Origin of the sequence: Tardiphaga sp. 841_E9_N1_2 (assembly GCF_051811065.1) — a bacterium.
Classification (GTDB): Bacteria; Pseudomonadota; Alphaproteobacteria; order Rhizobiales; family Xanthobacteraceae; genus Tardiphaga; species Tardiphaga robiniae.
In genome coordinates this window covers 4,671,484-4,694,432 of the sequence record NZ_JBPWQC010000001.1, presented here as the reverse complement: position 1 = coordinate 4,694,432, position 22,949 = coordinate 4,671,484, and the positions used below count along the sequence as shown (strand labels likewise).

Here is a 22,949-nt window from a genome sequence, read left to right as displayed (position 1 = left end):
TCAATGCGCCACGGCGGCCGCAGCCGCTTCGTCGATCACGGCGCCATCGCGGAATCGCTCGATGGTGAACGGCGCGTTGATCTTGTTCGGCTCATCCTTGGCGATCGTGCTAGCGAACACCTCGCCCGATCCCGGTGTCGCCTTGAAGCCGCCGGTGCCCCAGCCGCAATTGACGTACAGCCCGGATACCGGCGTCTTCGCCACGATCGGCGAGCGATCCGGCGTGACGTCGACAATGCCGCCCCAGTTGCGCAGCATGCGCAAGCGCCGGAACGCCGGCACCAGTTCGCAGATCGCATCCAGCGTATGATTGACGATGTGCAGGCCGCCACGCTGCGTATAGGACGTGTAGACATCCGTTCCCGCCCCGATCACCATCTCGCCTTTGTCCGACTGCGAGATATAGGCGTGGATCGTGTTCGACATCACCACGCAGGGGAAGATCGGCTTGACCGGCTCGCTGACCAGCGCCTGCAGCGGGAAGCTTTCTAGCGGCAGACGCACGCCGGCCATGTTCATCACCGTGCTGGTATTGCCGGCCGCGACGACGCCGATGCGCTTCGCATTGATGCTGCCGCGCGTTGTATCGACGCCCACCACCTCGCCGGTCGGCGCGCGGCGGATGCCAGTGACTTCGCAATTCTCGATGATATCCACGCCGAGCGTGTCGGCAGCGCGGGCATAGCCCCAGGCCACAGCGTCGTGGCGCGCCGTGCCGCCGCGGCGCTGCAGCGCGCCGCCGAGGATCGGATAGCGCATGGACCCACCGACGTTCAGCGGCGGACAGAATTCTTTGCATTCCTCCGGCGACAGCCATTCATTGTCGATGCCGTTGAGACGGTTGGCATGAACGTGTCGCTTGAAGCTCTGCACATCGTGAATGTTGTGCGCCAGCATCAAGACGCCGCGTGGTGAATACATCACATTGTAGTTCAGTTCCTGCGACAGCCCTTCCCACAGTTTGAGGGCGTGCTCGTAGATCCCGGCGCTTTCGTCGAACAGATAGTTCGAGCGAATGATCGTGGTGTTCCGGCCGGTATTGCCGCCGCCGATCCAGCCCTTTTCGAGAACGGCAACGTTTTTGACGCCGTAGCGGCTGGCGAGATAGTAGGCCGTCGCAAGCCCGTGGCCACCACCACCGACGATGATGACGTCATAGCCCGGCTTCGGTTCAGGCGAACGCCACTGTCGCTGCCAGCCGGCATGACCGGTCAGCCCTGCCCGTAGTAATGAAAGCGCTGAAAATTTCTGCATGGCTGTCCACGTTGTGATTGGATGGAGCCTACAACTCGCTGCCGCTTCGCGGCCAGCATCAGCCCGCCAATCATGTTGGATCAGAGCGACATCGGAACGCCGCAGGTTTGCAAAGCCCCGACACGAAACACGTAGATTTGCGACAAGCCGCCCGGCTTCGCTCGCCAGGGTCTCGAATTCGCGACGTATCCATGCGACACGGATCGCTGCCATGTAGACAGGACGGCATGCCCCGGGCGCACGCAGTCCCGCCCTCGACGATCAAGGACACGCAGGATGAGCATCGAACGCAGTGACGAGATTCTTCAGTATCTCAAAGACAAGTCGATCGTGGTGGAGACGTTCGAACACCCGCCCGTGCATACGGTGGAAGAGTCGCGTGCGCTACGCGGCGACATTCCCGGCATTCACACCAAGAACCTGTTCCTCCGCGACGGCAAGAAACGGTTCTTCCTGTTCGTCACCGACGAAGCCGCGACCGTTCACCTGAAGTCGCTGGCAAAGACGATCGGCGCCAAGGGCGGGCTGTCATTTGGAAGCGCGGAAGCCCTGAAGGAACTGCTTGGGATCGAACCGGGATCGGTCTCGATTCTGGCGCTCTACAACGATGCCAATCAGGCGGTCACTCCCGTCATTGATGCGCGCTTACGATCGGCGGAGCGCATCAATTGCCACCCCATAGTCAACAGCCGCACGACATCGCTGTCGGTCGGCGCACTCGACGCATTTCTCGCTGCGATCGGCCGCGAAGCGCAGTTCGCGACGCCAGAAGAGCCGCCGTCCGCCGGCTGACCCTCCTGCGCCGAACCGGCCGACCTGGGCTTCCGGTTCCCAGCCGACACCCCAACGTCGCGCGCCAAGCGAGACGCTTCGCCGCCCTTGCGCGCGCGGCAATGTATTTTTAGGATCAGTCCATCGCAAATGCCTGCCCCGGCGCGCTGGAGGTATGTAATGATGCGACATGGGTCCGTTTTGGAGCATCGTCTCGCGGCGATCACCCGGATTGCCATTCGACCATATGGTGAATGCAAAGGCAGGGGTGATGCAACCAAAGGTCCGTCCGCTGCGCGTTGGCTTCATTCTGACCAAGAATTTCACGCTGACTGCGTTGGCCAGCTTCGTGGACGTGCTGCGTCTCGCCGCCGACGAGGGCGACAACAGTCGGCCGATCCGCTGCCAGTGGCACATCATGGCCGACACCGACGAGCCGATCCGTTCGAGTTGCGGTCTGCTGATGTATCCGAATTCCCGGTTCCTCGATCCGCGCGAGCTCGATTATGTCGTCGTGGTGGGCGGCCTGCTGCATCAGGGCCCGCAGATCGATGACAAGATCAAGCGCTATCTGCTGGAGGCTGCGAACACCAAGGTCGATCTGATCGGCGTCTGCACCGGCAGTTTCGTGCTGTGGCGTCTAGGCCTTCTCAACCAGAAAAAGTGCTGCATCAGCTGGTACCACTATCGCGATTTCCTGGAGGAATTCGGCGAGACACTCCCGGTGGCCGACCAGCTCTTCGTCATCGACGGCAACCGCATCACCTGTTCGGGCGGCATGGGCGTTGCCTACCTCGCCGCCCATATCGTGGAACAACGCATGGGCCTGTCGAGCGCGCAGAAGGCGCTCCACATCATGCTGATCGATCGCATGAAACCCGGATCCTCGGCTCAATCGGCGCCGCCGACCGAATTTGCCGAGACCGACGGACGGATCTCGCGCGCGCTGCTAATGATGGAGCAGAACCTATCAGCGCCGCTGTCTGTCGCGCGACTGGCCGGCAAGGTCAGTCTGAGCACGCGGCAACTGGAGCGTCTTTTCAAAGAGGAAACCGGACAGTCGCCGCAGGCGACATATCTGCGGCTGCGCCTGAAACATGCACGGTGGATGTTGAAGACCGACCTATCGCTGGCCGCAATCGCCGCCGAAACCGGCTTCGTCGACGGTTCGCATCTCAGCAAGGCGTTCAAGGCCGCCTTCAATACCAACCCGTCCGAGGAACGCCGCAGAATAATCGGTCAATCCCACGGGCAAGATGCCGGCGAAGGTCGGCGTATATTCAGTCCGGCTTAGGCGGCACTTGTTATGGTCATACACTCCGACGACCTGATCATTCGCCCGGCTGAGCCGGCAGACCAGGCAGACATCTGGTCGGTCATCGAGCCGACCATCCGTGCAGGCACGACCTACGCCCTGGACCCCCTGATGACGAAGGACGATGCTTTGTCCTACTGGCACGGTCCGGATAAACGAACCTTCGTTGCCGTGCGCCAGGGTCAGATCGTGGGATCTTATTATGTGCGCGCCAACCAGGACGGTGGTGGCAGCCACGTGGCCAATTGCGGCTACATGACGCTGGCGAGCGCGCAAGGCGGCGGTGTGGCGCGCAATATGTGCCTACACTCGCTCGACTATGCCAGAAGCTCAGGATTTCGCGCGATGCAATTCAACTGTGTCGTGAGCAACAATATACGTGCGGTGAAACTCTGGACCACGCTCGGCTTCGCGATTGTCGGGCGGCTGCCTGAGGCTTTTCGGCTTCCGACTGGCGAATATGTTGATGCGCTCGTGATGTTTCGTAAGCTTGACGCTCAATGACGGTATCGCGAGGCGCGGTGTGCGCCGCTCCATAATTTTTGCTGATCTGATCCGGTATCGTCACGGCTGAGCACTCGGTATCACCATGGCCGAACACCATGACTGCATCATCGGCGGCGGCGGGCCCGCGCGGGCCTGATGGAGGCGAGCGGGCGCTGGCTTTGCCGGGGGTTCGACCAACGCTCTTCAATCTCGACAAGCTTCAAGGCGTGGAGACGCTTTGCCTCGACTGTATCTCGGGTACCGAGGCTAAGCCGCCCTTCGCGTTTGCCGAACAAACTCGCGGAGATCGTCCGGCACGCCTCGCCGGAAACAATAGTCGCCGCTGTCGGGTGCTTCCAAGAACAAGACATGGGTAGAGCCATGTGTACCACCCGCGTGTACAAAACGGGCGGCAAAAGGCTATTGCTTTCAAAGGTCTATCGATCTGGCTGGCGGAGAGGGGGGGATTCGAACCCCCGATGGGCTTGCACCCATGCCGCATTTCGAGTGCGGTACAATCAACCACTCTGCCACCTCTCCAAGGCGCCAAGACCCACGGTCGCCCGTGGGTGGTTGCGCGGAGTTCTAGGCGAGGATGGCGGGCCAGACAAGACGGGCAGAGCGGAAAATCCGCACCCAATTGCCCGCAGAGCCGCAAAAGCTGGCTCTGGCTGGCGCGTAGACTAGAAAGCCAGCCTTTTCGTTGCAGATTCGCAGCGGCAACGCACGCTATGGTTGGACGCGCAGCATGACGAGCCATGGCGGCGCCAGGATGATTCGCCGACGGATGCATGCACTCGGCCATTGGCCGAGGCGGCACCGGGACGCTCAATGGTCCTGCTCAATCCTTGTCTTTCTTCGCCTTCTTGTCGTCCTTCTCTTTCTTGCGGTTGGTGAAGCGAGCATTGCCCAGCCCCGTTCCGATCGTCAGCACGCCCCAGCGTTCGAAGTCCTGCATGAAAGGGACTTCACTGAGGCCTTGGACAACGCCGTCATTGTGCATGAGCACCGCAGTATCGTGATCCCCGATTGTGGGAATGCCCTCAGCAAGCAAGGCCGGCAGATTGAACTTGCTGCTTTCCCAGTTACCCGGAAGATTCTGCGCTCCCTTCGCGATGGTGCCGTCTTCGTTGATCACCCCAGGGCACGAGATGCCAATGAACGGCGCCAGCTTGAGGCCTTCATTGTCGGCGGCGGAGATCAGATCCTTCAGCATCTTCACTAACCGCTTGACGGCGCCTTCACGCGTCGGCTCATCATCGGCATGTTTCCAGAGATCGGACTTCCATACCGCGGCCTTGGAGAGATCCTTCGATTTCTTCCATGCGGTTTCGACCACGCCACAACGGATGTTGGAGCCGCCGATGTCGACCGCCAGAATGCTGTCGTAACCTTCGAAAATCCATGACGGCGCCAGATGCAGGCAACCGATCAGGCCGGCTTCATCTGGATGAAACCGGATCGGCACCAACGCAACCTTGAGATTTTCGGCCTTGAGGATGATGTCCGTGCGCGCAATAACAAGTTCCCCGACACGACTCTGGCGGAAACCGCCGCCGACCACGATGCATTCCGTATCTGCCCAGGCCTTCGTCTTGAAGAAGCGCTGCGTGACATAAGCCAGCTCCCGCGCGAATTCTTCGATCGCACCATGGACGAGTGCAGCCGCGGCCACATCGTCGCCAAGCAGGATTTCGTCGAGGCTGGATTTACTGATCTCGTTGGCAGCCTTTTTGCCGAGCGGATCGTCGCCGTTTTTCTTCAATGGCTTTCTGAGATCATCCAGTATGCGCTGAAAAGCGCCCTTGCTGGCGCGGTCACCGAGAAAGCCGTTGTCGTCCTTCAGCTCGATGTTGAACGTGTCCACATCAACGGACGGCAGCCGCTTGGCACCGTGATTGCCGATGCCTACGGTCGTCATTGTGTCTTCAGCCATATTGCCCCTGCCAGACTAGAACCGCATGACAATGCCCCGGGAGCCGGTTTGTTTCATCGCCCCGCCGGGATGATCGTACCGCTCCCCTTTTGCGTCGGTCCCGCGAGCCGGTTTCAATGAAACCGGTAGAACATCCTTAACTAACCAACAGGGCAGCAACCCAAGCCACTACCTTTCTGCGATCGACCTAACAGTAAATTTATCAGCTCAGGTAATTATCTCCGCATTCATACGGGTGCGTATTCATGCTGAAGTCATTCCTCGGGCTATCGTTCCTCAGGCTAATTGATCGTTTTCGCTGCGACCGACGCGGCAATGTCGCGATCATATTCGCGATCACATGCATCCCCCTTATTTCCATGGTGGGCGCCGCGGTCGATTATACGCGTGCACTACAGATCAGATCCCAACTGCAAGCCGCCCTTGATACTGCGAGCGTCGGCTCCATCGTGCAGAAGTCTGCTGCATTCATTACCGCAGGTTCGATGGCAGCGGACGGCCCCGTCCCCGGGGGCGACGTCGACGCAATCAATATTTTCAAGGGCAACACATCAGGCAGGACCGGCTTCACGCTGACCAGCACGACAGCGACCGTCAATCGCGCCAACGGCGTCGTGACGGCCACTATGCAATTCTCGGCGGATGTGTCGACCAGTCTCACATCCGTCATGGGCTTTTCCAAAATGACCGTTACCGGCAGTTCTGTCGCGACGGCGACGATGCCGAATTACATCGATTTCTATCTGCTGCTCGACAATTCGCCATCCATGGGCGTCGGCGCAACACCGGCCGACGTGGCTCTGATGGTCAAGAATACGTCGGACAGCTGCGCCTTTGCCTGCCACGACCTCAACAACAGCAACAACTACTACAAACTCGCCAAGACACTTGGCGTGATCACGCGCATCGACGTGCTGCGTACGGCCACCCAGAAGTTGATGGATACCGCGGCCAGTACGCAGACCTATTCCAACCAGTTCCGCATGGCGATCTACGACTTCGGCGCGGCCGCCTCGACGTCCGGTTTGAGAGCCCTGTTCACATTGTCGTCCGGCCTCTCAAGTGCGAAGACGGCGGCCGGAAACATCGACTTGATGACGGTGAACGGCCAGAACGACAACAACGATCAGGACACCGGCTACAGCGCTATATTCCCGGCGATCAACACCGCCATCAGCGCCCCCGGAGCCGGTACAGCCGGTGCACCGCTCAAATATCTCTTCTTCGTATCCGATGGCGTGGCTGACGAATACAATCCCGGCAACTGCCTGAAACCGACGACTGGTGGACGATGCCAGTCGCCGATCAATCCAGCGCTTTGCACCACGTTGAAGAATCGCGGCATCAAGATTGCCGTGCTTTACACGACCTACCTCGCACTTCCGACCAATGCCTGGTACAATAGCTGGATCGCACCATTCAACGCTGGTCCTTACGGACCTTCACCCAACAGCCAGATCGCCAGCAATATGCAGAGCTGCGCTTCGCCAGGCTTCTATTTTGAGGTCAGCCCGACCCAGGGCATCTCGGACGCGATGACAGCGTTGTTTCAGCGTGCCGTTGCCGATGCCCGCGTGAGCCGCTAGCCGGCGCAACGACCGAGCAAGTCGGCTAGCTCCGCGAGATCGACTGCGTGATTCATCTTCAAGATCACGCACGACACTGCACTGTGGCGAATGCTCATTCGCTCGCGCTTTCCTTCAGGCTTTCCAGCAGCAATTGCGCCGGCCGACTCAGGCCCTTGTCGCGCACGGCGACGACGAATTGCCGCTTCGCCCAGTCATTGCTGAGCGGGATGACCTTCAGCCCCAGCGTCTGCTGGATCGTGGACGCTTCTTCCTGCGGAATGATCGCGACGGCCAGTTGCGCCGCGACAATGCGATAGGCGGCATCCACGGTGGAAACCTGAATGCGGTAGCGCATCTGCTTGCCGGCCGCAGCTGCGACACTGCGCTGCATAGTCTGCATGATGCTGCGCGCGACGATGTCGACATGTTCGAAGTCGATCGTGTCCTCGAACGATACTGACGTGCGTTTCGCAAGCGGATGATCGGGATGCACCACTACCGCGAGCTGATCGCGATGATAGGGAAACGTCCTGAGACCACGCAGATCGACGGCATCCCAGCAGACGCCGATATCGGCGCGCCCTTCCTCGACGCCGCGCACGACCTCCCAGATCTCGCGCTCTTCGAGACTGACGCGCACGTCGCGATAGCGCTTCGCAAACAGGCTGATATCTTCCGGCAGCACCTGGGCCACCGCCGACTTCGAGGCGAACACCCGCACATGCCCTTGCACGCCATCGGCAAAGGCGCCGAGTTCGGCCTGCATCCGGTCGAGCAACTGCAGGGACTCCCGTGCATAGCGACACAGCGCTTCACCGGCCGCCGTCACTGTGACGCCGCGGCGGCCCCGTTCGAGCAATTGCACGCCGGCCTCCTGCTCCATCTGACTGATACGCTTGCTCACCGCTGAGGGCACGATGGCCTCGCGCTTTGCGGCATTGGCGATATTGCGCTCCTCGCAGACAGCGATGAACAGGCGGAGTGAAATTGGATCAAAGCTTTGCATGGGACGTCCGGGATGGCACCAGCCATCTTATCTCGGAACTGCTCTGATGAAAAATGACCATTTCAGAGATGGCTAAGAGAGGCGTATGCCTCTCCGCAAGCCCGTCTCACCCAGCCGCAGGAGCGCCTCATGCGCATCATCGACATCCGGGAGCGCACCGCTCCGATCGCCTCCCCCATCGCTAACGCCTTCATCGACTTCAGTAAAATGACCCTGAGCCTGGTCGCCGTGGTCACCGACGTGATCCGCGACGGCAAACCCGTGATCGGCTACGGCTTCAACTCCAACGGCCGCTACGGTCAGGGCGGCCTGATCCGCGAGCGCTTCGCGCCGCGCATTTTAGAAGCCAAGCCCGACAGCCTGATCGACGCCTCGGGCAACAATATCGACCCGCACAAGGTGTGGGCCACCATGTTTACCAACGAGAAGCCGGGCGGCCACGGCGAGCGCTCAGTCGCGATCGGCACCATCGACATGGCGGTGTGGGATGCGGTCGCCAAGATCGCGGGCAAGCCACTGTTCCGTTTGCTCGCCGAACGCTATGGCACCACCGCTGACCCGAAGGTCTTCGTCTATGCCGCGGGCGGTTACTATTATCCCGGCAAGGGTCTTGAAGGCCTCGCCTCGGAAATGAAGGGCTATCTCGATCGCGGCTACAATGTCGTGAAGATGAAAATCGGCGGCGCGCCGCTCGCCGATGACTGCAAGCGCATCGAGCATGTGCTGAAACTGCTTCCAGCAGGGGCCAAACTCGCTGTCGACGCCAATGGCCGCTTCGATCTCGATACGGCCGTCGCCTATGCCAAGGCACTGCGCGAATACGACCTGTTCTGGTACGAGGAAGCCGGCGATCCGCTCGACTACGAACTGCAGGCGAAGCTCGCCGAGCATTATCCCGGTCCGATGGCCACCGGCGAGAACCTGTTCTCGATGCAGGACGCGCGCAACCTGATCCGCTATGGTGGCATGCGCTCGGACCGCGACTGGCTGCAGTTCGACTGCGCACTCAGTTACGGCCTCGTCGAATATCTGCGTACGCTGGACATGCTGAAGAGCTACGGCTGGTCATGGCGCCGCTGCATCCCCCATGGCGGCCACCAGATGTCGCTCAACATCGCGGCCGGTCTCGGCCTCGGCGGCAATGAGTCCTATCCGGATCTGTTCCAGCCCTATGGCGGGTTCCCGGATGGCGTGAAGGTGATTGATGGCCACATCACCATGCCGGAACTCCCGGGCATCGGCTTTGAGGGCAAGTCCGACCTGATCAAGGAAATGCGCAGCCTGGCGTCGTGAGGCTTGGCCCCGCTAAGGTACTGGCGGGAAATATAAAACGCTGTCATGGCCGGGCCTGACCCGGCCATCCATCTTCGGCAAAACGCACGGCAAAGATGGATCCCCGGGTCAAGCCCGGGGATGACAACTGAGAGGACGAAGCTCCCGCCAAGACTCTGTTTTTGGCTCGCTTTTCGCCCGTCTTTCCTTGACTCTCCGCCTTCACCCTCTATAAAGCACGCTTCGGCGCAAGCCTTGCTTGGCGCCGATTGTTTTTGCGTGGGGTCGCAACGTCGACCAAAAACGCAAAGATGCGCGACTTCCTGGAAGTCGCGGTGAACCCTTATCGACTGAACAAGAAGCCGTCCCGGATCTGATCCGAGGATGGGATCGAACACGAAGGAATATAACGATGTTCGCAGTCATCAAAACCGGCGGCCGGCAATACCGCGTCGTTCCGGATGATGTGCTCGAGATTGGCAAGATCGCCGGCGATGTCGGAACGATCGTGCAGCTTGGTGAAGTTCTCGTGCTGGGCGGTGATACGCCTGTGCTCGGCCTGCCTCTGGTGGCTGGTGCGTCGGTTGCGGCCGAAGTGCTCGACCACAAGCGCGGCCCCAAGGTCATCTCTTTCAAGAAGCGCCGCCGCAAGAATTCGAAGCGCAAGCGTGGCTACCGTGACGAGCTCACGATGATCCGCATCACCGAGATCCTGGCCGACGGCAAGGCGCCGACGATCGGACCTCGTCCGAAGCGTGAGAAGCCGGTCGTGACCGCTCCGGTTGATGGCGACGAAGCTCCTGCCAAGAAGGCGCCGGCGAAGAAGGCCGCTGCTCCGAAGGCAGCCGCCGCCAAGCCTGCTGCAGCCAAGAAGCCGGCTGCGAAGAAAAAGCCCGCCGCGGAATAAGCCGCTGCGAAAAGTTGAGAATCTGTGAGACAATTCCTTCAAGGAATTGATCTAGAACTTATCGAGATCGGAGACGGGCTATGGCTCATAAAAAAGCAGGCGGTTCATCGCGCAACGGCCGCGATTCGGCTGGCAAGCGCCTCGGCGTGAAGGCGTTCGGCGGCGAGCGCGTGATTCCCGGCAACATCATTGCGCGTCAGCGCGGCACCACCTGGCACCCCGGCCTTAATGTCGGCATGGGCACAGACCATACCCTGTTCGCCAAGGTCGAAGGCCACGTGGAGTTTCGTGCCAAATCGAACGGCCGCACTTTCGTATCGGTACTCCCGATTACTGAAGCCGCGGCCGAATAAACGGTGGACACATTGGAGTCCGCCGGGTCCTGTTGAACCGGCGGAGCGCCAGAATTGGGCTCCAGGGGAGGCGGGAAACCGGCCTCCCCTTTTCGTTTGGTGCGTCGCTTCGGGGCGCACACAGGAGCCCGAGATGTTGCAGGATATTCCGACCCCGACGTTGAGAGAAACCAGAGGCTGCGTCCTCGAGACCGAACGGTTGGCCTTGCGCAAGCCGACACTCGCGGACGTAAAAGCCATCGCGCTTCTTGCCAATGATCGCCGCATCGCCGAGATGACGCGTCGCCTGCCCTTCCCGTATCAGCAGGATCACGCAGTCGATTTCGTCAATTCGCTGAGCGGCACGGCAAGCGACAGCGTGTTCCTGATCGAACTCGATCGTCGTCCCATCGGCATGGTCGGAATCGACTGGCGCGAAGCCGAATCGCCGGAGCTCGGCTACTGGCTCGGCGTCGATCACTGGGGCCAGGGTTTTGCGACCGAGGCCGCACGTGCCGCGATCGATTACGCATTCGACGAATTCGATATCGATCACCTGATCTCGGGCGCGCGCGTCGCCAATCCGTCGTCGCGCAACATCCTGGAGAAGTGCGGCTTCCAGTGGAGTGGCGTTCAACTCCACCGCTTCGAAGCGATCGGCTCGTCAACACCGGTCGACTGCTTCAAGCTGACAAGAGGCGTGTGGAGTTCGCTGAAGAACTGGGGAACATCGACGCGACGGTGAACGACTCTTACTTTCCCTCTCCCCTTGGGGGAGAGGGAAAAGAAGTTCACACCGCTGGCGGTACTTCGTCGGCGATCTTTCCGAGCTGCTGCTCGCGCAGGAAGATATAGAGCCCTGCTGCGATGATGACCGCCGCACCGATCAGCGTGGCCCACGACGGCAATTCGCCGAACACGAGATAGCCGAAGATCACCGCCCAGATGATCATCGAATACTGATACGGCACCACAGTGCTCGCCGGCGCCAGCTTCAGCGAGCGATTGACGCAGAGCAGCGCGCAGACCGAGACAACGCCCGCCAGAAAGAACAGGCCGAGATCGCGCAGATCGGGCGTCACCCATCCGAACGCCGTGAATACGGCGCCGAAAGTAAACGTGCCGATAAACTGGGTCGTCGCCAGCACCACGTCCGGCGCGGAACGCAGCGAGCGGGTGATGAGCATCAGCGCGGCGAAGGACAGGCTGCCGCCGAGCGCGATCAGCGCCGGCCATGTCACCGTCTGCGCCGAGGGCTGCAGCGCGATCAGTACACCGCAGAAGCCGACGAAGATCGCGCTCCAGCGCCGCCAGCCGACAGATTCGCGGAGAAAGATCGCGGAGCCCGCGGTGACGAAGATCGGACAGGCCAAATAATAGGTGATGACATCCGCCAGCGGCAGATAGGCCGCCGCCCAGAAGAACGCCGCGACTTCCAGTGTCGACAGCACCACGCGAATGAGCTGCAGACCCGGCCGATCGAGCTGCAAGAAGTCCGCACGATGCCGCCAGATCGACGGCGCCAGCAGCGCCAGCGCCGCGCAGGCCCGCAGCAGCATCAATTGCCCGACCGAATAGGTGCCCACGAGGAATTTGCCGATCGCATCGCCGCAGGAGAACATGCTGATGCCCAGGAGCATCAGGCCGATACCGGCCAGCCGGGCGGCACGATTGTCGGCTGCGGTCGAAATGGTCGCAAACATGCCTATATGAGCCCGTAGGAAAGTCGCGGAATGCGCACGCTTGGTTAATGGCAAGATGAGTCGTTTAGGACGTCACCTGATGCGCAGCAAGGCCCCCAAATAAGGGCTTTTCACGATGCTCCGGCGACGAAGTGGTTGCCGCGATCACCCCCCTGCGATACGGATACGCTATGAAATTCCTCGATGAAGCCAAGGTTTACATTCGCTCCGGCGACGGCGGAAACGGCTGCGTGGCCTTTCGCCGCGAGAAGTATATCGAATTCGGCGGTCCCTCCGGCGGCAATGGCGGCCGCGGCGGCGATGTCATCATCGAAGTGGTCGACGGCCTCAACACGCTGATCGACTATCGCTACCAGCAGCACTTCAAGGCGCCGCGCGGCACCAATGGTATGGGCAAGGACCGCCATGGCGCCAATGGCAAGCCGATCACGCTCAAAGTTCCGGTCGGCACGCAGATCATCGATGAGGATCGCGAGACGCTGATCCACGACTTCACCAAGCTCGGCGAGACCTATGTGCTGGCCGAAGGCGGCAATGGCGGCTTTGGCAACGCGCATTTCAAATCATCTACCAACCGCGCCCCACGCAATGCCAATCCCGGCCAGCCCGGCGAAGAGCGCTGGATCTGGCTGCGACTGAAACTGATTGCGGATGCGGGTCTCGTCGGCCTGCCCAACGCCGGCAAGTCCACATTCCTGTCCAAGGTCAGCGCTGCGCGGCCGAAGATCGCGGACTATCCGTTCACCACGCTGCATCCACAGCTCGGCGTCGTCGATGTCGACGCGCGCGAATTCGTGCTGGCGGACATTCCCGGTCTGATCGAGGGCGCGCATGAAGGCGCCGGCCTCGGCGATCGCTTTCTTGGCCACGTCGAGCGTTGCCGCGTGCTGCTGCATCTGATCGATGCGACCTGCGAACATGCGGGCAAGGCCTACAAGACCGTCCGCGCCGAACTCGATGCCTATGAGGGCGACCTTGCCAACAAGGTCGAGATCGTCGCGCTCAACAAGATCGATGCGGTCGAGCCGGACGAGTTGAAGAAGCAGAAGGACCGGTTGAAGCGCGCTGCGAAGCAGACGCCGCTGCTGATCTCGGGCGCAACGGGCGAAGGCGTGCCGGACGCATTGCGTGCGCTCGTTGCAGTGATCGGCGAGGCGCCGGTGTCGGACAAGGCCAAGAGCGCAGCGCAGTCTGCGCCATGGGCGCCGGCGACGAGCTAATCTGCCTCTCACGTCCGTCCAAGCATCACAGGTCCTGCCAAAGCCCACATCATGTCGCGCCCTGAGCTGAAGAACTTTCGCCGTATCGTCGTCAAGGTCGGCTCGTCGCTGCTGATCGATTCCGCGGCCGGCGAAGTCAGGGCCAAATGGCTTGCGGCGTTGGCCGCCGATATCGCCAAGCTGCATGCGGACGGTCGCGACGTCCTCGTGGTCTCATCAGGCTCGATCGCGCTCGGCCGCAGCCGCCTCAAGCTTCCGCGCGGTCCGCTGAAACTCGAAGAGAGCCAGGCCGCCGCTGCCGTCGGGCAGATCGCGCTGGCGCGCATCTGGTCGGAAGTACTGGGCCATCACGGCATCGGTGCCGGACAGATTCTCGTGACGCTGCAGGACACCGAGGAACGTCGTCGTTACCTCAATGCGCGCTCGACCATCGGCAAACTGCTGGAATGGCGCGCGGTGCCGGTCATCAACGAGAACGACACGGTGGCGACCAACGAGATCCGCTATGGCGACAATGATCGCCTCGCGGCGCGTGTCGCGACCATGGCATCCGCCGATCTGCTGGTGCTGCTGTCGGATATCGACGGGCTCTACACTGCACCACCCGGCGCCAATCCCGATGCGAAGCTGATTCCCATCGTCGACAGCGTCACTGCCGAGATCGAAGGCATGGCGGGCGCTGCCGAGAGCGAATTGTCGCGCGGCGGCATGTACACCAAGATCGAAGCTGCCAAGATCGCGACCACCGCGGGCACGCATATGATCATCGCGTCCGGCAAGGTCGAGCATCCACTGCAGAAGATCGCCGATGGCGGCCTGTGTACCTGGTTCCTGACTCCTGCAAATCCCGTCACTGCGCGCAAACGCTGGATTGCGGGATCGCTGGAACCGAAAGGCACGCTGACCATTGATGCAGGTGCGGTCGCCGCACTCCGTGCCGGCAAGAGTCTGCTGCCTGCCGGCGTCATCAAGGTGGAAGGTGACTTCGCACGCGGCGACGCCGTTATCGTGCGCGGACCGGACACGCACGAAATCGGCCGCGGCCTCGTGGCTTATGACGCAGACAATGCTGAGAAGATCAAAGGCCGCTCATCTCCGGACGTGATGATTATTCTTGGGATCAGCGGCCGCGCCGAAATGATCCATCGCGACGATCTCGTGATTTCGGGATCACGAAGTTAAGCAGCGACGCTCGCCTGAATGACATAACGCGCAATCCGTAAACTTGGCGCCGGACGCTCGCCATCATTGCGCCATTCCCGCGTACTTCGTTGCGCGCCATAGAATCAGATAGCCAATTTTTAGGGAGGCCCATTTCATGACCCGACTTTTGATCATCCCGTTCCTGCTGATCGCAACGTCCGCTTTCGCGCAGGGCAGCAACACATCGGCCAATCAGTCGGCCTGTTCACGCGACGTCTCGCGCTTCTGCCGCGCCAAGATGAACGATGGTGACATGGTCGTGCTCAGCTGCCTCAAGGAAAACCGTTCGAAGCTCAGCAAGGCCTGCGCGAAAGTTCTCGCCGAGAACAATCAATAGCGCGACTAGCGTTTTCGAGCGAAGTGAGCACCGGTTCGCGTCAGGAAAACGCGTCAAGATAAGAAGCTTTAACCGCTGCTGCCGGCCGGCGTCGCGACAGGAAGCACCTCGGTCGCTGCGCGATCGGGCGTATCGTCCTTCCAGCGCACCGAACCGAACGGCCGCTCCAGCATGCGGCGCACGCGAACCGGATCCGGCCCCAGATGATAGTCCGCCGCGCGCTGATACAAAGCGCGCTCGGACTGCGTCGAACGATTACGCTGGCGCAGGAAATCGAGCCAGGTCGGGCAGTGGTAGCGTTCGGTCCACAATTCGGGATCAGCGATATCGCGCGCGATGGACCACCCATAGGCACCGTTGCGCTGGCGCGAGAGCTGCACGTCCTGCATCACGCCGTGGAATGCGCGCGCATTCTCTTGATCCACGCGATATTCGATCTCCACCACCAGCGGGCCACTGCGCGCCGTCAATTGGAGTTGCACTTCAGGATCGGCCAGCGTCTCGGCATCCTCGTCGCGCGCGCCGGTCGGCGGCATCCGTAGGAACAGGCCAAACAGCGGCGAGAGAAACATCGCTCCGCCGGACACCAGCAATGCCGCTTCGACGCCGACCATGTCTGTGAGATGCCCCCAGCCCCAACTGCCAATCGCGATGCCGCCGGCAATCGCCGCCTGAAAGGCGGCGAGCGAACGTCCGGCAACCCAGCGCGGCGCCGAGAGCTGTACGCCGATATTGAACAGCGCGACCGCCAGCATCCAGACCGAGCCGGCCACCACCAGCGCCGCCGCCGTGATGACCGGCTCGCTGCTGACCGCGACGACGGCAATCGCGACGCCCATGATCAGCGCACAGGCCCGGATCGAACTTTCGCCGCTCAGATGCTTGCGGACATGCCCAATATTCATTGCGCCGATCACCGCACCCATGCCGAAAGCTCCGAGCATGATTCCGTAGGTCTGCGCGCCGCCATGCAGCAGGTCGCGCGCAACCAGCGGCATCAGCGCCGAGACCGAACCACCGCAGATGCCGGTGATCAGCGTGCGCGTCAGCACGATCTTGATCGACGGCGAATTAGCAATGTAACGCACGCCGGACACAATGGCCCGGCTCAGCCGCTCACGCGGCAGCCGCGACACATCGACCTTGCGACGCCACAGGAACAGCACCACCAGCAACGGGATGTAGAGCACCGCATTGGCCGCGAAGGCTGCGACAGCACCGGCGGTGGCGACCACGATGCCGCCGATCGCCGGGCCGAAACTGCGCGCAATATTGTAACTGATGCCGTTCAGCGCCACGGCGGATGGCAGTACCTCCGGCGGCACCTGCTCGCCCACGGAGGATTGCCAGGCCGGTCCGAACAGCGCCATGCCGCTGCCGATGATGAAGCAGAAGGCGAGCAGGATGTTCGGCGTGATGTGAGCGGTCCAGTCCAGCATGGTCAGTACGCAGGCGCCGACCAGCGACAGCACCAGCGAAGCCAGCGACACGACACGGCGGTCATACATGTCGGCCACGGCGCCCGCCGGCATCGAGATCAGCATGATCGGCAGCATCAAGGCGGTCTGCACCAGCGCCACCTTGTCGGCCGACGCGGTCATCTGCGTCATGGCCCAGGCAGCGCCCACGCTCTGGATCATCAGGCCCAGATTGGACAGCAAGCTGGCGAGCCAGATCCGCCGGAACACCGCAAACCGCAGCGGGGCGGCAATGCCGTCGGAGGGAAGAACCACTGGTTTCGCTGCTTCGGCCATCATCGTCCCGTCGTCTGCTGCAGATAGCGACTGCAGGGCCATGCGGGTCTGATTCCCCGCGGGCACATCAAGTTGATGCCTGCGAAACGCGTTGTCTGTCCAGTGCCTGCTCCGCTATCACAGTGGCAGGTATCGGATGTGCGCAGATAGAGGGAGACCAGCCATGGCGCTGTCGCGACGGACCATCCTCACGGGCGCAGCGATGCTGCCGCTGGCCGCCCATGCGCTCCGTTTCGAGGCCGCAGCACAGACGGGCCCCGGCACGACTGGGGGTTCCGACATTCCCCCGATCCTGTTCGTCCACGGCAATGGCGACCACGCGGCGCTCTGGATGACGCAGATCTGGCGCATGGAAACCAATGGCATCCCGCGCAACCGGCTGATGGCGCTCAATTTCACCGATCCGCTGGCGCATTCCGACGATGCTGTGGCGCAGCAGGGCCGCTCCTCCACCGAAGACCAGCGCCGCGAACTCGGCGAAGCCATCGCGGAACTGAAAAAGCGCACTGGTGCTGCGAAAGTGGCGCTGGTCGCCAATTCGCGCGGCGGCAATGCGGTGCGCAATTACATCAAGAATGGCGGCAGCGCCGATGTCAGCCACGCCGTCCTATGCGGCACCCCCAATCACGGCGTGTTCGACGGGACCGATAGTCCCGGCAGCGAATTCAATGGCCGCAGCCCGTTCCTCAAGAGCCTCAATCCCGGCGAGGGCCCTGAGGTGACTGAAGGTACCGCCTTCCTCACCCTCCGCAGCGATGGCATCGACAAATATGCGCAGGCCGACGGTCGCCTGCTCGGCAAGCCGGGCGTGGCCACCGGCGTCACCGCCGATGGTCCGGCGCTGCGCGGCGCCACCAATCTCGTCCTCGGCGCCATCGATCATCGCGAAACCGGCTTTCACCCCCGTGCCTTCCGCGAGATCTACAAATTTATCGTCGGCCGCGAGCCCGTGCGGATCGATATCGCGCCGGAAGCTGAGGTGAAAATCAGCGGTCTCGTCACCGGCACGCCCGGCGGCGTGCCCACCAACCGGCCGGTCGCGGATGCCCTGGTCGAGGTGTACCGCGTGGCGCCGGACACGGGCGAGCGGATCGGGACAGCGCTCCATTCGGCCCGCACATCCGCCGATGGCCGCTGGGGTCCCGTTCAGGTCGATCCGACCTGGCCTGTCGAGATCGTCCTGACATCGGCCGGAGCGCCGATCACGCATTCCTATCGCTCGCCATTCCCCCGCTCGTCCGACGTCGTGCATCTGCGCGCCGGCCGGCCGCTGGGACCCACCGATGCCAATGCCGGTGCAGTGGTGTCGATGTCGCGCGTCCGTGGCTATTTTGGATTACCGCGCGATGTCGTGCTGCTCGACGGCAAGGAGCCGGCCGACGTGAAAGCCGGCGTGCCCACGGATTCGCTCTCGACTATCCGCCTTCCGGCCACGGACATCGGACGTCCGGTGGCAGCGCTGTTCAATCAGGAGCGGATCGTGGCGCGCGCCTGGCCGGCGTCGGAAAACCGGATCACGGTGGCGGAATTCACCGAGTAGATCACGCCAACTCGCGCGCCTCAGCGGTCTGGCTTTCTATATAACCGCTTTGCCGACTTCCCTGCGCGTCTCCGGTCAGATCGCATGAGGCATTGTTCGAAATCGCAAAGAGCCCCGCCATGTGCGGGGCTCCTTCGTTATTCTGTTATCGCAGCAACAGTACCAGGATGATGAGGGGAAGCGGGATTCCGAGTAGCCACAGAAGAATGGGCATGGTTGTCTCCTTTGATTGGGGTTAACGACGCTTCTTCCAGGTCCCGTCACGAAGCCCGCCACCTTCCGTCGCGGCAAGGCTGGCGGAGAAGGCGCCGATCAGCAGCGACGCCGTGAGCCAGAATGCGAGCTGCATCGCGGCCTTGCGTGCGGCATCCACCGCGGTCTTCGCATCGTTGATGACTTCAGTGACGCGCTTGTCGGCATCTGCCTCGCTCAGACCGGTGCGGCTGGCGACAACCTTGTTGACGTAGCTGCGGTCGGCAGGCTTGAGCTCTCCACCACGGAAACTGGCAGCCATCACACGTGACAGTTCACCACGCGCTTCCGCGCTGGTGCCATCGGCCGACGGCGTCGTCGGACGCAGCAGCGAATCCAGGTAGCCATCGCTCGGACCTGACTGGGCTGCAGCAGCGGTTGCACCGGCAGCAACACCCGACGCGGCTCCGCTCAGCAAAGTGGTTGCTGGAGATGCCAGCAGGATCGCTCCCAAAACCGTCGCGAACGACCAGGCCAGGAATCCATGCGCGGTGTCACGAAAGTAGACTTCGTCCGAATGCACGCCGATCCAGCGCGACCGCAGACGGCCGGCAATATAACCACCGAGCGATGACGAGATCATCGCGATGACGATCAGGTAGATACCGGTCGTGATCTTGAACGTGGTCGCGGAGGCGCCGGAACTTGCCCACGGAGACACGACAGACAGACCGAGACCTGTGCCAAAGGCAATCAGGACGAGCGTCAGTGCGAGCGAAACCACGGCACCGGCTGCAACCGCAGCCCACGATACGCCGGAGGTTTGCGGTTCATCGACGCTTACATTGGGTTGGACGACAACGGTATCGATCATTTTAAATCCTCAGGCCGGTCCGATATGGAGCCACTGCCTCCCTAATGTGCATGCGTGAGTATCGTTCCGAGGGATGCGCCCGCTGGACCGCAATATTGGTCGATGCGTGCGTTGCGGCCACGCTTTCCATCGAGGCCTCCATGGCGCGCGGATGGACGCCTGCTATAATGACGAGACGCTCCGGTCCCTGGATCAATTGCGAGGCCCATCGTGAGCATTGCCGAGGTCTACGATTTCTCCGCTGCGCGAGCGCCCCTGGTGCCGCCGAGCCCGCCACGTGCGCCCGAGAACATGGGTGCGCTGGGGCGTATGTCGGCGATGCGCCGCAGCGCTATCGAGACCTGGGGCCAGCGCGCCTATGAAGATGACATCATCAACGGCCGCTTCTTCGGCCATGCCAGCTTCATCCTCAACGACCCCGATGCGATCCGCCATGTTCTGGTGGACAATTACGAGAACTATACCCGCACGCCCGCTGCATTCCGCGTGCTGCGGCCGATGCTCGGCGAGGGCCTGCTGCTCGCCGAAGGCCGCACCTGGAAACACCAGCGCCGCACCCTGGCGCCGGCTTTCACGCCGCGCGCGGTGACGACTTTGGTGCCGCACATGATCTCGGCCGTCGACGATACGCTCGCCGACTTACAGTGCGCCGAGGGCAAGCCGGTCGATCTTCGCGCGATCATGCAGCGGATGACGCTGGAGATCGCAGGCCGCACCATGTTCTCCTTCGGCATGGCCGAGCATGGCGCGAAGCTGCGCGACTTCGTGATGGAATACGGCATGAACCTGGCACGGCCGCATTTCCTCGATCTGCTGCTGCCGCTGGGCTGGCCGACACCGCAGGATATCTCGCGCGCCTTCTTCCGCAGACGCTGGACGAGATTCGTCGGCGAGCTGATGACCGCACGTCGCGCCGCCGGCAAGAACGACGACGCGCCGCGCGATCTGTTCGACCTGATGGTGGCCGCGCGCGATCCGGAAACCGGCGCATCCTTCACCGATGGGCAGCTCGGCGATCAGGTGGCGACGATGATCCTCGCCGGACATGAGACGACGGCAACGGCGCTGTTCTGGGCGCTGTATATGCTGACGCTCGATCCGGCGACCCAGGAGCAGGTCGCGGCCGAAGCCCGTGCCGCCAGCGCGAGCGGCACATTCGACATCGAGCATCTGAAGTTCACCCGCGCGGTGATCGATGAGACCATGCGGCTCTATCCGCCCGCCTTCCTGATCGCACGCGCCGCCGCGGGCCCTGATCGTCTGGCTGGCCAGTCCGTCGCCAGCAAGGACGTGATCCTGATCGCGCCCTGGCTACTGCATCGGCACGAGAAATTGTGGCACGAGCCCAACGCCTTCATGCCGTCCCGTTTCATGCCCGGCGCGACACCGCCGGACCGCTTCGCCTATCTGCCTTTCGGCGTCGGTGCCCGGGTCTGCATCGGCGCGCATTTCGCGCTTGTCGAGGCCACCTTGGCGCTGGCGAAAATCATCGGCGCGTTCCGCGTCGAGCTGCCGGATAAAGCCCCCGTCATGCCTATCGGCGTGGTGACGACACAACCGGATCGCTCGCCAATGTTCCGCATTGAGCGGCGCTGACGTTATTTCAGCACGTCCTCTCCTCACGCCTTCCCCGTTACCCCGCGCGCTCATGGCACGCGGGCGGAACGACAAGTTGAAGTGTTGCGTCAAAGCCCTGTCTTGGATGCAGCGCCTATTTGGCCTAAACTGAAGCCATGAGTGATGTTCAGGCACTATTCGCGACATTGAACCAGGCGACTGATCCGGCCGTAGCCGATGCCATTGCACAACTGATCCGCGACGGCGCGGACCACGAACTCAATCGTATCAACGTGCTGGATTTCGCGGCACGCCGTGGCCTGAACGAAGAGCGCGTCATTTCCGGCTTCCTGCATGCCTCCCGCCTCGGCCTGTTCGACCTGACCTGGAATGTGTTGTGCCCGGGCTGCAGCGGCGTCCTCGACGCCCACAGCACGCTGAAATCGCTGCGCCATGACGACTACCATTGCGGGCTCTGCGCCTGCGGCTATGAAGCGTCGGTTGACGAGCAGGTTGAGGTGGCGTTCACGGTCGCACCGCGCGTCAGGCACATCGCTGCACACGACCCCAATACGCTGCCGCTCTGGGAATACTTCAAGCAGGTGTTCTGGAGCTCAGGCGTCGATCTCAATCAGGAATCGTTCGCGTCGCTCACCGATGAAGTGACACTGGACGCAATGGAATTGCCGGCGCATGAAAAAGCGGTGATGTCGCTGCACCTGCCGTCGGAATTCGTCATCGTGTTCGAGCCGGTAACCCATGCCGCGCAGTTCATTGACGTGCAGGGCGAGCCGACCAAGGAACGACAGCATTTGTCGCTGATCTACAACCGGCAGCATACACCGACCGGCACCATAACGCTGCAACCCGGACCGTTGCGATTGTCCCTCGAGAACCAGACCGAGGTGCGCGTGCTGCCATCGGTATTTGTCGCGGCCGAGGGCCTCCATCACCTGATCGGCAAACGCAAGCCGTTCCTCACGGCCAAGCGGATACTCACCAACCAGACCTTTCGCGATGTCTACAAGGCCGACAACCTTAACATCGATCAGCGACTGAAGATTACCTCACTGACTTTCTTGTTCACCGACCTCAAGGGCTCGACTGCCTTGTACGAGCGCGTCGGCGATCTCGCAGCCTTCGATCTGGTGCGTGCACATTTCCACGCACTGCTGGAGATCATTGCGTCGGAAGCGGGAGCCGTCGTGAAGACCATCGGGGATGCCGTCATGGCGACCTTTACGCGGCCCGAACAGGCGCTGGCCGCGGGTCTGCGCATGCGCGCCGCGATGGAGCGACTGAACGAGGAGCGCGGCACCAAAGACCTCGTGGTCAAAATCGGTATCCATGAGGGACCCTGCCTCGCTGTGATGCTGAACGAGCGGCAGGATTACTTTGGCCAGACCGTCAATATCGCTGCCAGGGTGCAGGGCCTGTCAACCTCGCAGGCGATCCACGTCACCAGCCCGGTGATATCGGCGCTGGCCGTGGAAGCTATTCTGCGGAAGGCCGAAATCACGCCGATCCAGAAGCACGCCGCCTTGCGCGGCATCGCCGACAAGATCGTGGTCTATGAGATTCCGTGACACGAGATCCCATAAACTACCGATCGTCTCAATTGTTACTTAACTGTCATCAGTGCTTCGGGAACCCGGCCGCATTGCATGCGTTCCATTTTCGCGCCACAAAGCACGAGCGCTTTCGCCGCATGGCGGGCCTCGC

At 61.9% G+C, this 22,949-nt stretch carries 21 protein-coding genes and 1 tRNA gene; 14 read left to right on the top strand and 8 right to left on the bottom strand.

All coding sequences use genetic code 11. The annotated features are described in order from the left end of the window. Complete coding sequence (locus tag AB8A50_RS22595) at positions 1-1,254, bottom strand: sarcosine oxidase subunit beta family protein (RefSeq protein ID WP_439060364.1); 1,254 nt, start codon at positions 1,252-1,254, stop codon at positions 1-3. A 276-nt stretch (positions 1,255-1,530) separates the two neighbouring features. Here AB8A50_RS22595 and AB8A50_RS22590 point away from each other — a divergent pair, with 276 nt between their 5' ends. The 3 genes from AB8A50_RS22590 to AB8A50_RS22580 all read left to right on the top strand — a co-directional run bounded on the left by AB8A50_RS22590 (position 1,531) and on the right by AB8A50_RS22580 (position 3,844). Next, the gene (locus tag AB8A50_RS22590) at positions 1,531-2,046 is read left to right on the top strand and encodes a prolyl-tRNA synthetase associated domain-containing protein (RefSeq protein ID WP_115030415.1); all 516 of its coding nucleotides are present in this window, start codon (positions 1,531-1,533) and stop codon (positions 2,044-2,046) included. 250 nt (positions 2,047-2,296) lie between these two features. After that, positions 2,297-3,319: a GlxA family transcriptional regulator gene (locus tag AB8A50_RS22585; RefSeq protein WP_320446267.1), complete on the top strand. Its 1,023-nt coding sequence runs from the start codon at positions 2,297-2,299 to the stop codon at positions 3,317-3,319. A 33-nt stretch (positions 3,320-3,352) separates the two neighbouring features. Then, a complete protein-coding gene (locus AB8A50_RS22580) occupies positions 3,353-3,844 on the top strand; it encodes a GNAT family N-acetyltransferase (RefSeq protein ID WP_439080019.1) in 492 nt (163 codons plus the stop codon). Between the two features lie 107 nt (positions 3,845-3,951). Here the strand turns inward: AB8A50_RS22580 and AB8A50_RS22575 are convergent, their stop codons facing one another. The 3 genes from AB8A50_RS22575 to AB8A50_RS22565 form a co-directional block, all read right to left on the bottom strand. After that, the gene (locus AB8A50_RS22575) at positions 3,952-4,197 is read right to left on the bottom strand and encodes a DUF6538 domain-containing protein (RefSeq protein ID WP_420882366.1); all 246 of its coding nucleotides are present in this window, start codon (positions 4,195-4,197) and stop codon (positions 3,952-3,954) included. Positions 4,198-4,276: 79 nt separating this feature from the next. Continuing rightward, a tRNA-Ser gene (locus AB8A50_RS22570) sits at positions 4,277-4,366 on the bottom strand. Positions 4,367-4,667: 301 nt separating this feature from the next. Beyond that, a complete protein-coding gene (locus AB8A50_RS22565; RefSeq protein WP_439078950.1) occupies positions 4,668-5,762 on the bottom strand; it encodes an ROK family protein in 1,095 nt (364 codons plus the stop codon). Positions 5,763-6,007: 245 nt separating this feature from the next. Here AB8A50_RS22565 and AB8A50_RS22560 point away from each other — a divergent pair, with 245 nt between their 5' ends. Continuing rightward, positions 6,008-7,348 carry a TadE/TadG family type IV pilus assembly protein gene (locus AB8A50_RS22560; RefSeq protein ID WP_439065541.1) on the top strand — a complete coding sequence of 447 codons (1,341 nt, stop codon included), beginning with the start codon at positions 6,008-6,010 and terminating at the stop codon, positions 7,346-7,348. 94 nt (positions 7,349-7,442) lie between these two features. On the opposite strand, the gene AB8A50_RS22555 is transcribed toward AB8A50_RS22560, so the two are convergent. Further along, positions 7,443-8,336, bottom strand: a complete 894-nt coding sequence (locus AB8A50_RS22555; protein ID WP_439078949.1) for a LysR family transcriptional regulator — start codon at positions 8,334-8,336, stop codon at positions 7,443-7,445. Between the two features lie 129 nt (positions 8,337-8,465). Here AB8A50_RS22555 and AB8A50_RS22550 point away from each other — a divergent pair, with 129 nt between their 5' ends. From AB8A50_RS22550 to AB8A50_RS22535, 4 genes are all read left to right on the top strand, one after another. Next, positions 8,466-9,629, top strand: a complete 1,164-nt coding sequence (locus tag AB8A50_RS22550) for a mandelate racemase/muconate lactonizing enzyme family protein (protein WP_439078948.1) — start codon at positions 8,466-8,468, stop codon at positions 9,627-9,629. 391 nt (positions 9,630-10,020) lie between these two features. Then, positions 10,021-10,515, top strand: coding sequence for a 50S ribosomal protein L21 (rplU, locus tag AB8A50_RS22545; RefSeq protein WP_089266555.1), 495 nt, complete (start codon positions 10,021-10,023; stop codon positions 10,513-10,515). An 80-nt stretch (positions 10,516-10,595) separates the two neighbouring features. Further along, on the top strand, positions 10,596-10,868 hold the full coding sequence (rpmA, locus tag AB8A50_RS22540) for a 50S ribosomal protein L27 (protein ID WP_068737821.1): 273 nt from the start codon (positions 10,596-10,598) through the stop codon (positions 10,866-10,868). Positions 10,869-11,001: 133 nt separating this feature from the next. Next, complete coding sequence (locus AB8A50_RS22535) at positions 11,002-11,592, top strand: GNAT family N-acetyltransferase (protein WP_089266554.1); 591 nt, start codon at positions 11,002-11,004, stop codon at positions 11,590-11,592. A 46-nt stretch (positions 11,593-11,638) separates the two neighbouring features. On the opposite strand, the gene AB8A50_RS22530 is transcribed toward AB8A50_RS22535, so the two are convergent. After that, positions 11,639-12,556 carry a DMT family transporter gene (locus tag AB8A50_RS22530; RefSeq protein ID WP_093758225.1) on the bottom strand — a complete coding sequence of 306 codons (918 nt, stop codon included), beginning with the start codon at positions 12,554-12,556 and terminating at the stop codon, positions 11,639-11,641. A gap of 164 nt (positions 12,557-12,720) precedes the next feature. Here AB8A50_RS22530 and obgE point away from each other — a divergent pair, with 164 nt between their 5' ends. The 3 genes from obgE to AB8A50_RS22515 all read left to right on the top strand — a co-directional run bounded on the left by obgE (position 12,721) and on the right by AB8A50_RS22515 (position 15,310). Continuing rightward, a complete protein-coding gene (gene obgE / locus AB8A50_RS22525; RefSeq protein ID WP_120287811.1) occupies positions 12,721-13,770 on the top strand; it encodes a GTPase ObgE in 1,050 nt (349 codons plus the stop codon). A 51-nt stretch (positions 13,771-13,821) separates the two neighbouring features. After that, on the top strand, positions 13,822-14,952 hold the full coding sequence (gene proB / locus AB8A50_RS22520; protein ID WP_092140564.1) for a glutamate 5-kinase: 1,131 nt from the start codon (positions 13,822-13,824) through the stop codon (positions 14,950-14,952). Positions 14,953-15,088: 136 nt separating this feature from the next. Beyond that, positions 15,089-15,310 carry a hypothetical protein gene (locus AB8A50_RS22515; RefSeq protein ID WP_120287810.1) on the top strand — a complete coding sequence of 74 codons (222 nt, stop codon included), beginning with the start codon at positions 15,089-15,091 and terminating at the stop codon, positions 15,308-15,310. Between the two features lie 68 nt (positions 15,311-15,378). Here the strand turns inward: AB8A50_RS22515 and AB8A50_RS22510 are convergent, their stop codons facing one another. Next, complete coding sequence (locus tag AB8A50_RS22510) at positions 15,379-17,064, bottom strand: MFS transporter (RefSeq protein ID WP_439080018.1); 1,686 nt, start codon at positions 17,062-17,064, stop codon at positions 15,379-15,381. Positions 17,065-17,227: 163 nt separating this feature from the next. Between AB8A50_RS22510 and AB8A50_RS22505 the strand changes: the two genes are divergently transcribed. After that, positions 17,228-18,604, top strand: coding sequence for a hydrolase (locus AB8A50_RS22505; RefSeq protein ID WP_439078947.1), 1,377 nt, complete (start codon positions 17,228-17,230; stop codon positions 18,602-18,604). A gap of 235 nt (positions 18,605-18,839) precedes the next feature. Here AB8A50_RS22505 and AB8A50_RS22500 read toward each other — a convergent pair whose 3' ends face one another. Beyond that, on the bottom strand, positions 18,840-19,670 hold the full coding sequence (locus AB8A50_RS22500; RefSeq protein WP_439078946.1) for a hypothetical protein: 831 nt from the start codon (positions 19,668-19,670) through the stop codon (positions 18,840-18,842). A 210-nt stretch (positions 19,671-19,880) separates the two neighbouring features. Here AB8A50_RS22500 and AB8A50_RS22495 point away from each other — a divergent pair, with 210 nt between their 5' ends. Both AB8A50_RS22495 and AB8A50_RS22490 read left to right on the top strand, forming a co-directional pair. Beyond that, on the top strand, positions 19,881-21,266 hold the full coding sequence (locus tag AB8A50_RS22495; protein WP_309941136.1) for a cytochrome P450: 1,386 nt from the start codon (positions 19,881-19,883) through the stop codon (positions 21,264-21,266). Between the two features lie 137 nt (positions 21,267-21,403). Further along, positions 21,404-22,813 carry an adenylate/guanylate cyclase domain-containing protein gene (locus AB8A50_RS22490; protein ID WP_089266543.1) on the top strand — a complete coding sequence of 470 codons (1,410 nt, stop codon included), beginning with the start codon at positions 21,404-21,406 and terminating at the stop codon, positions 22,811-22,813. Positions 22,814-22,949: the final 136 nt, after the last annotated feature.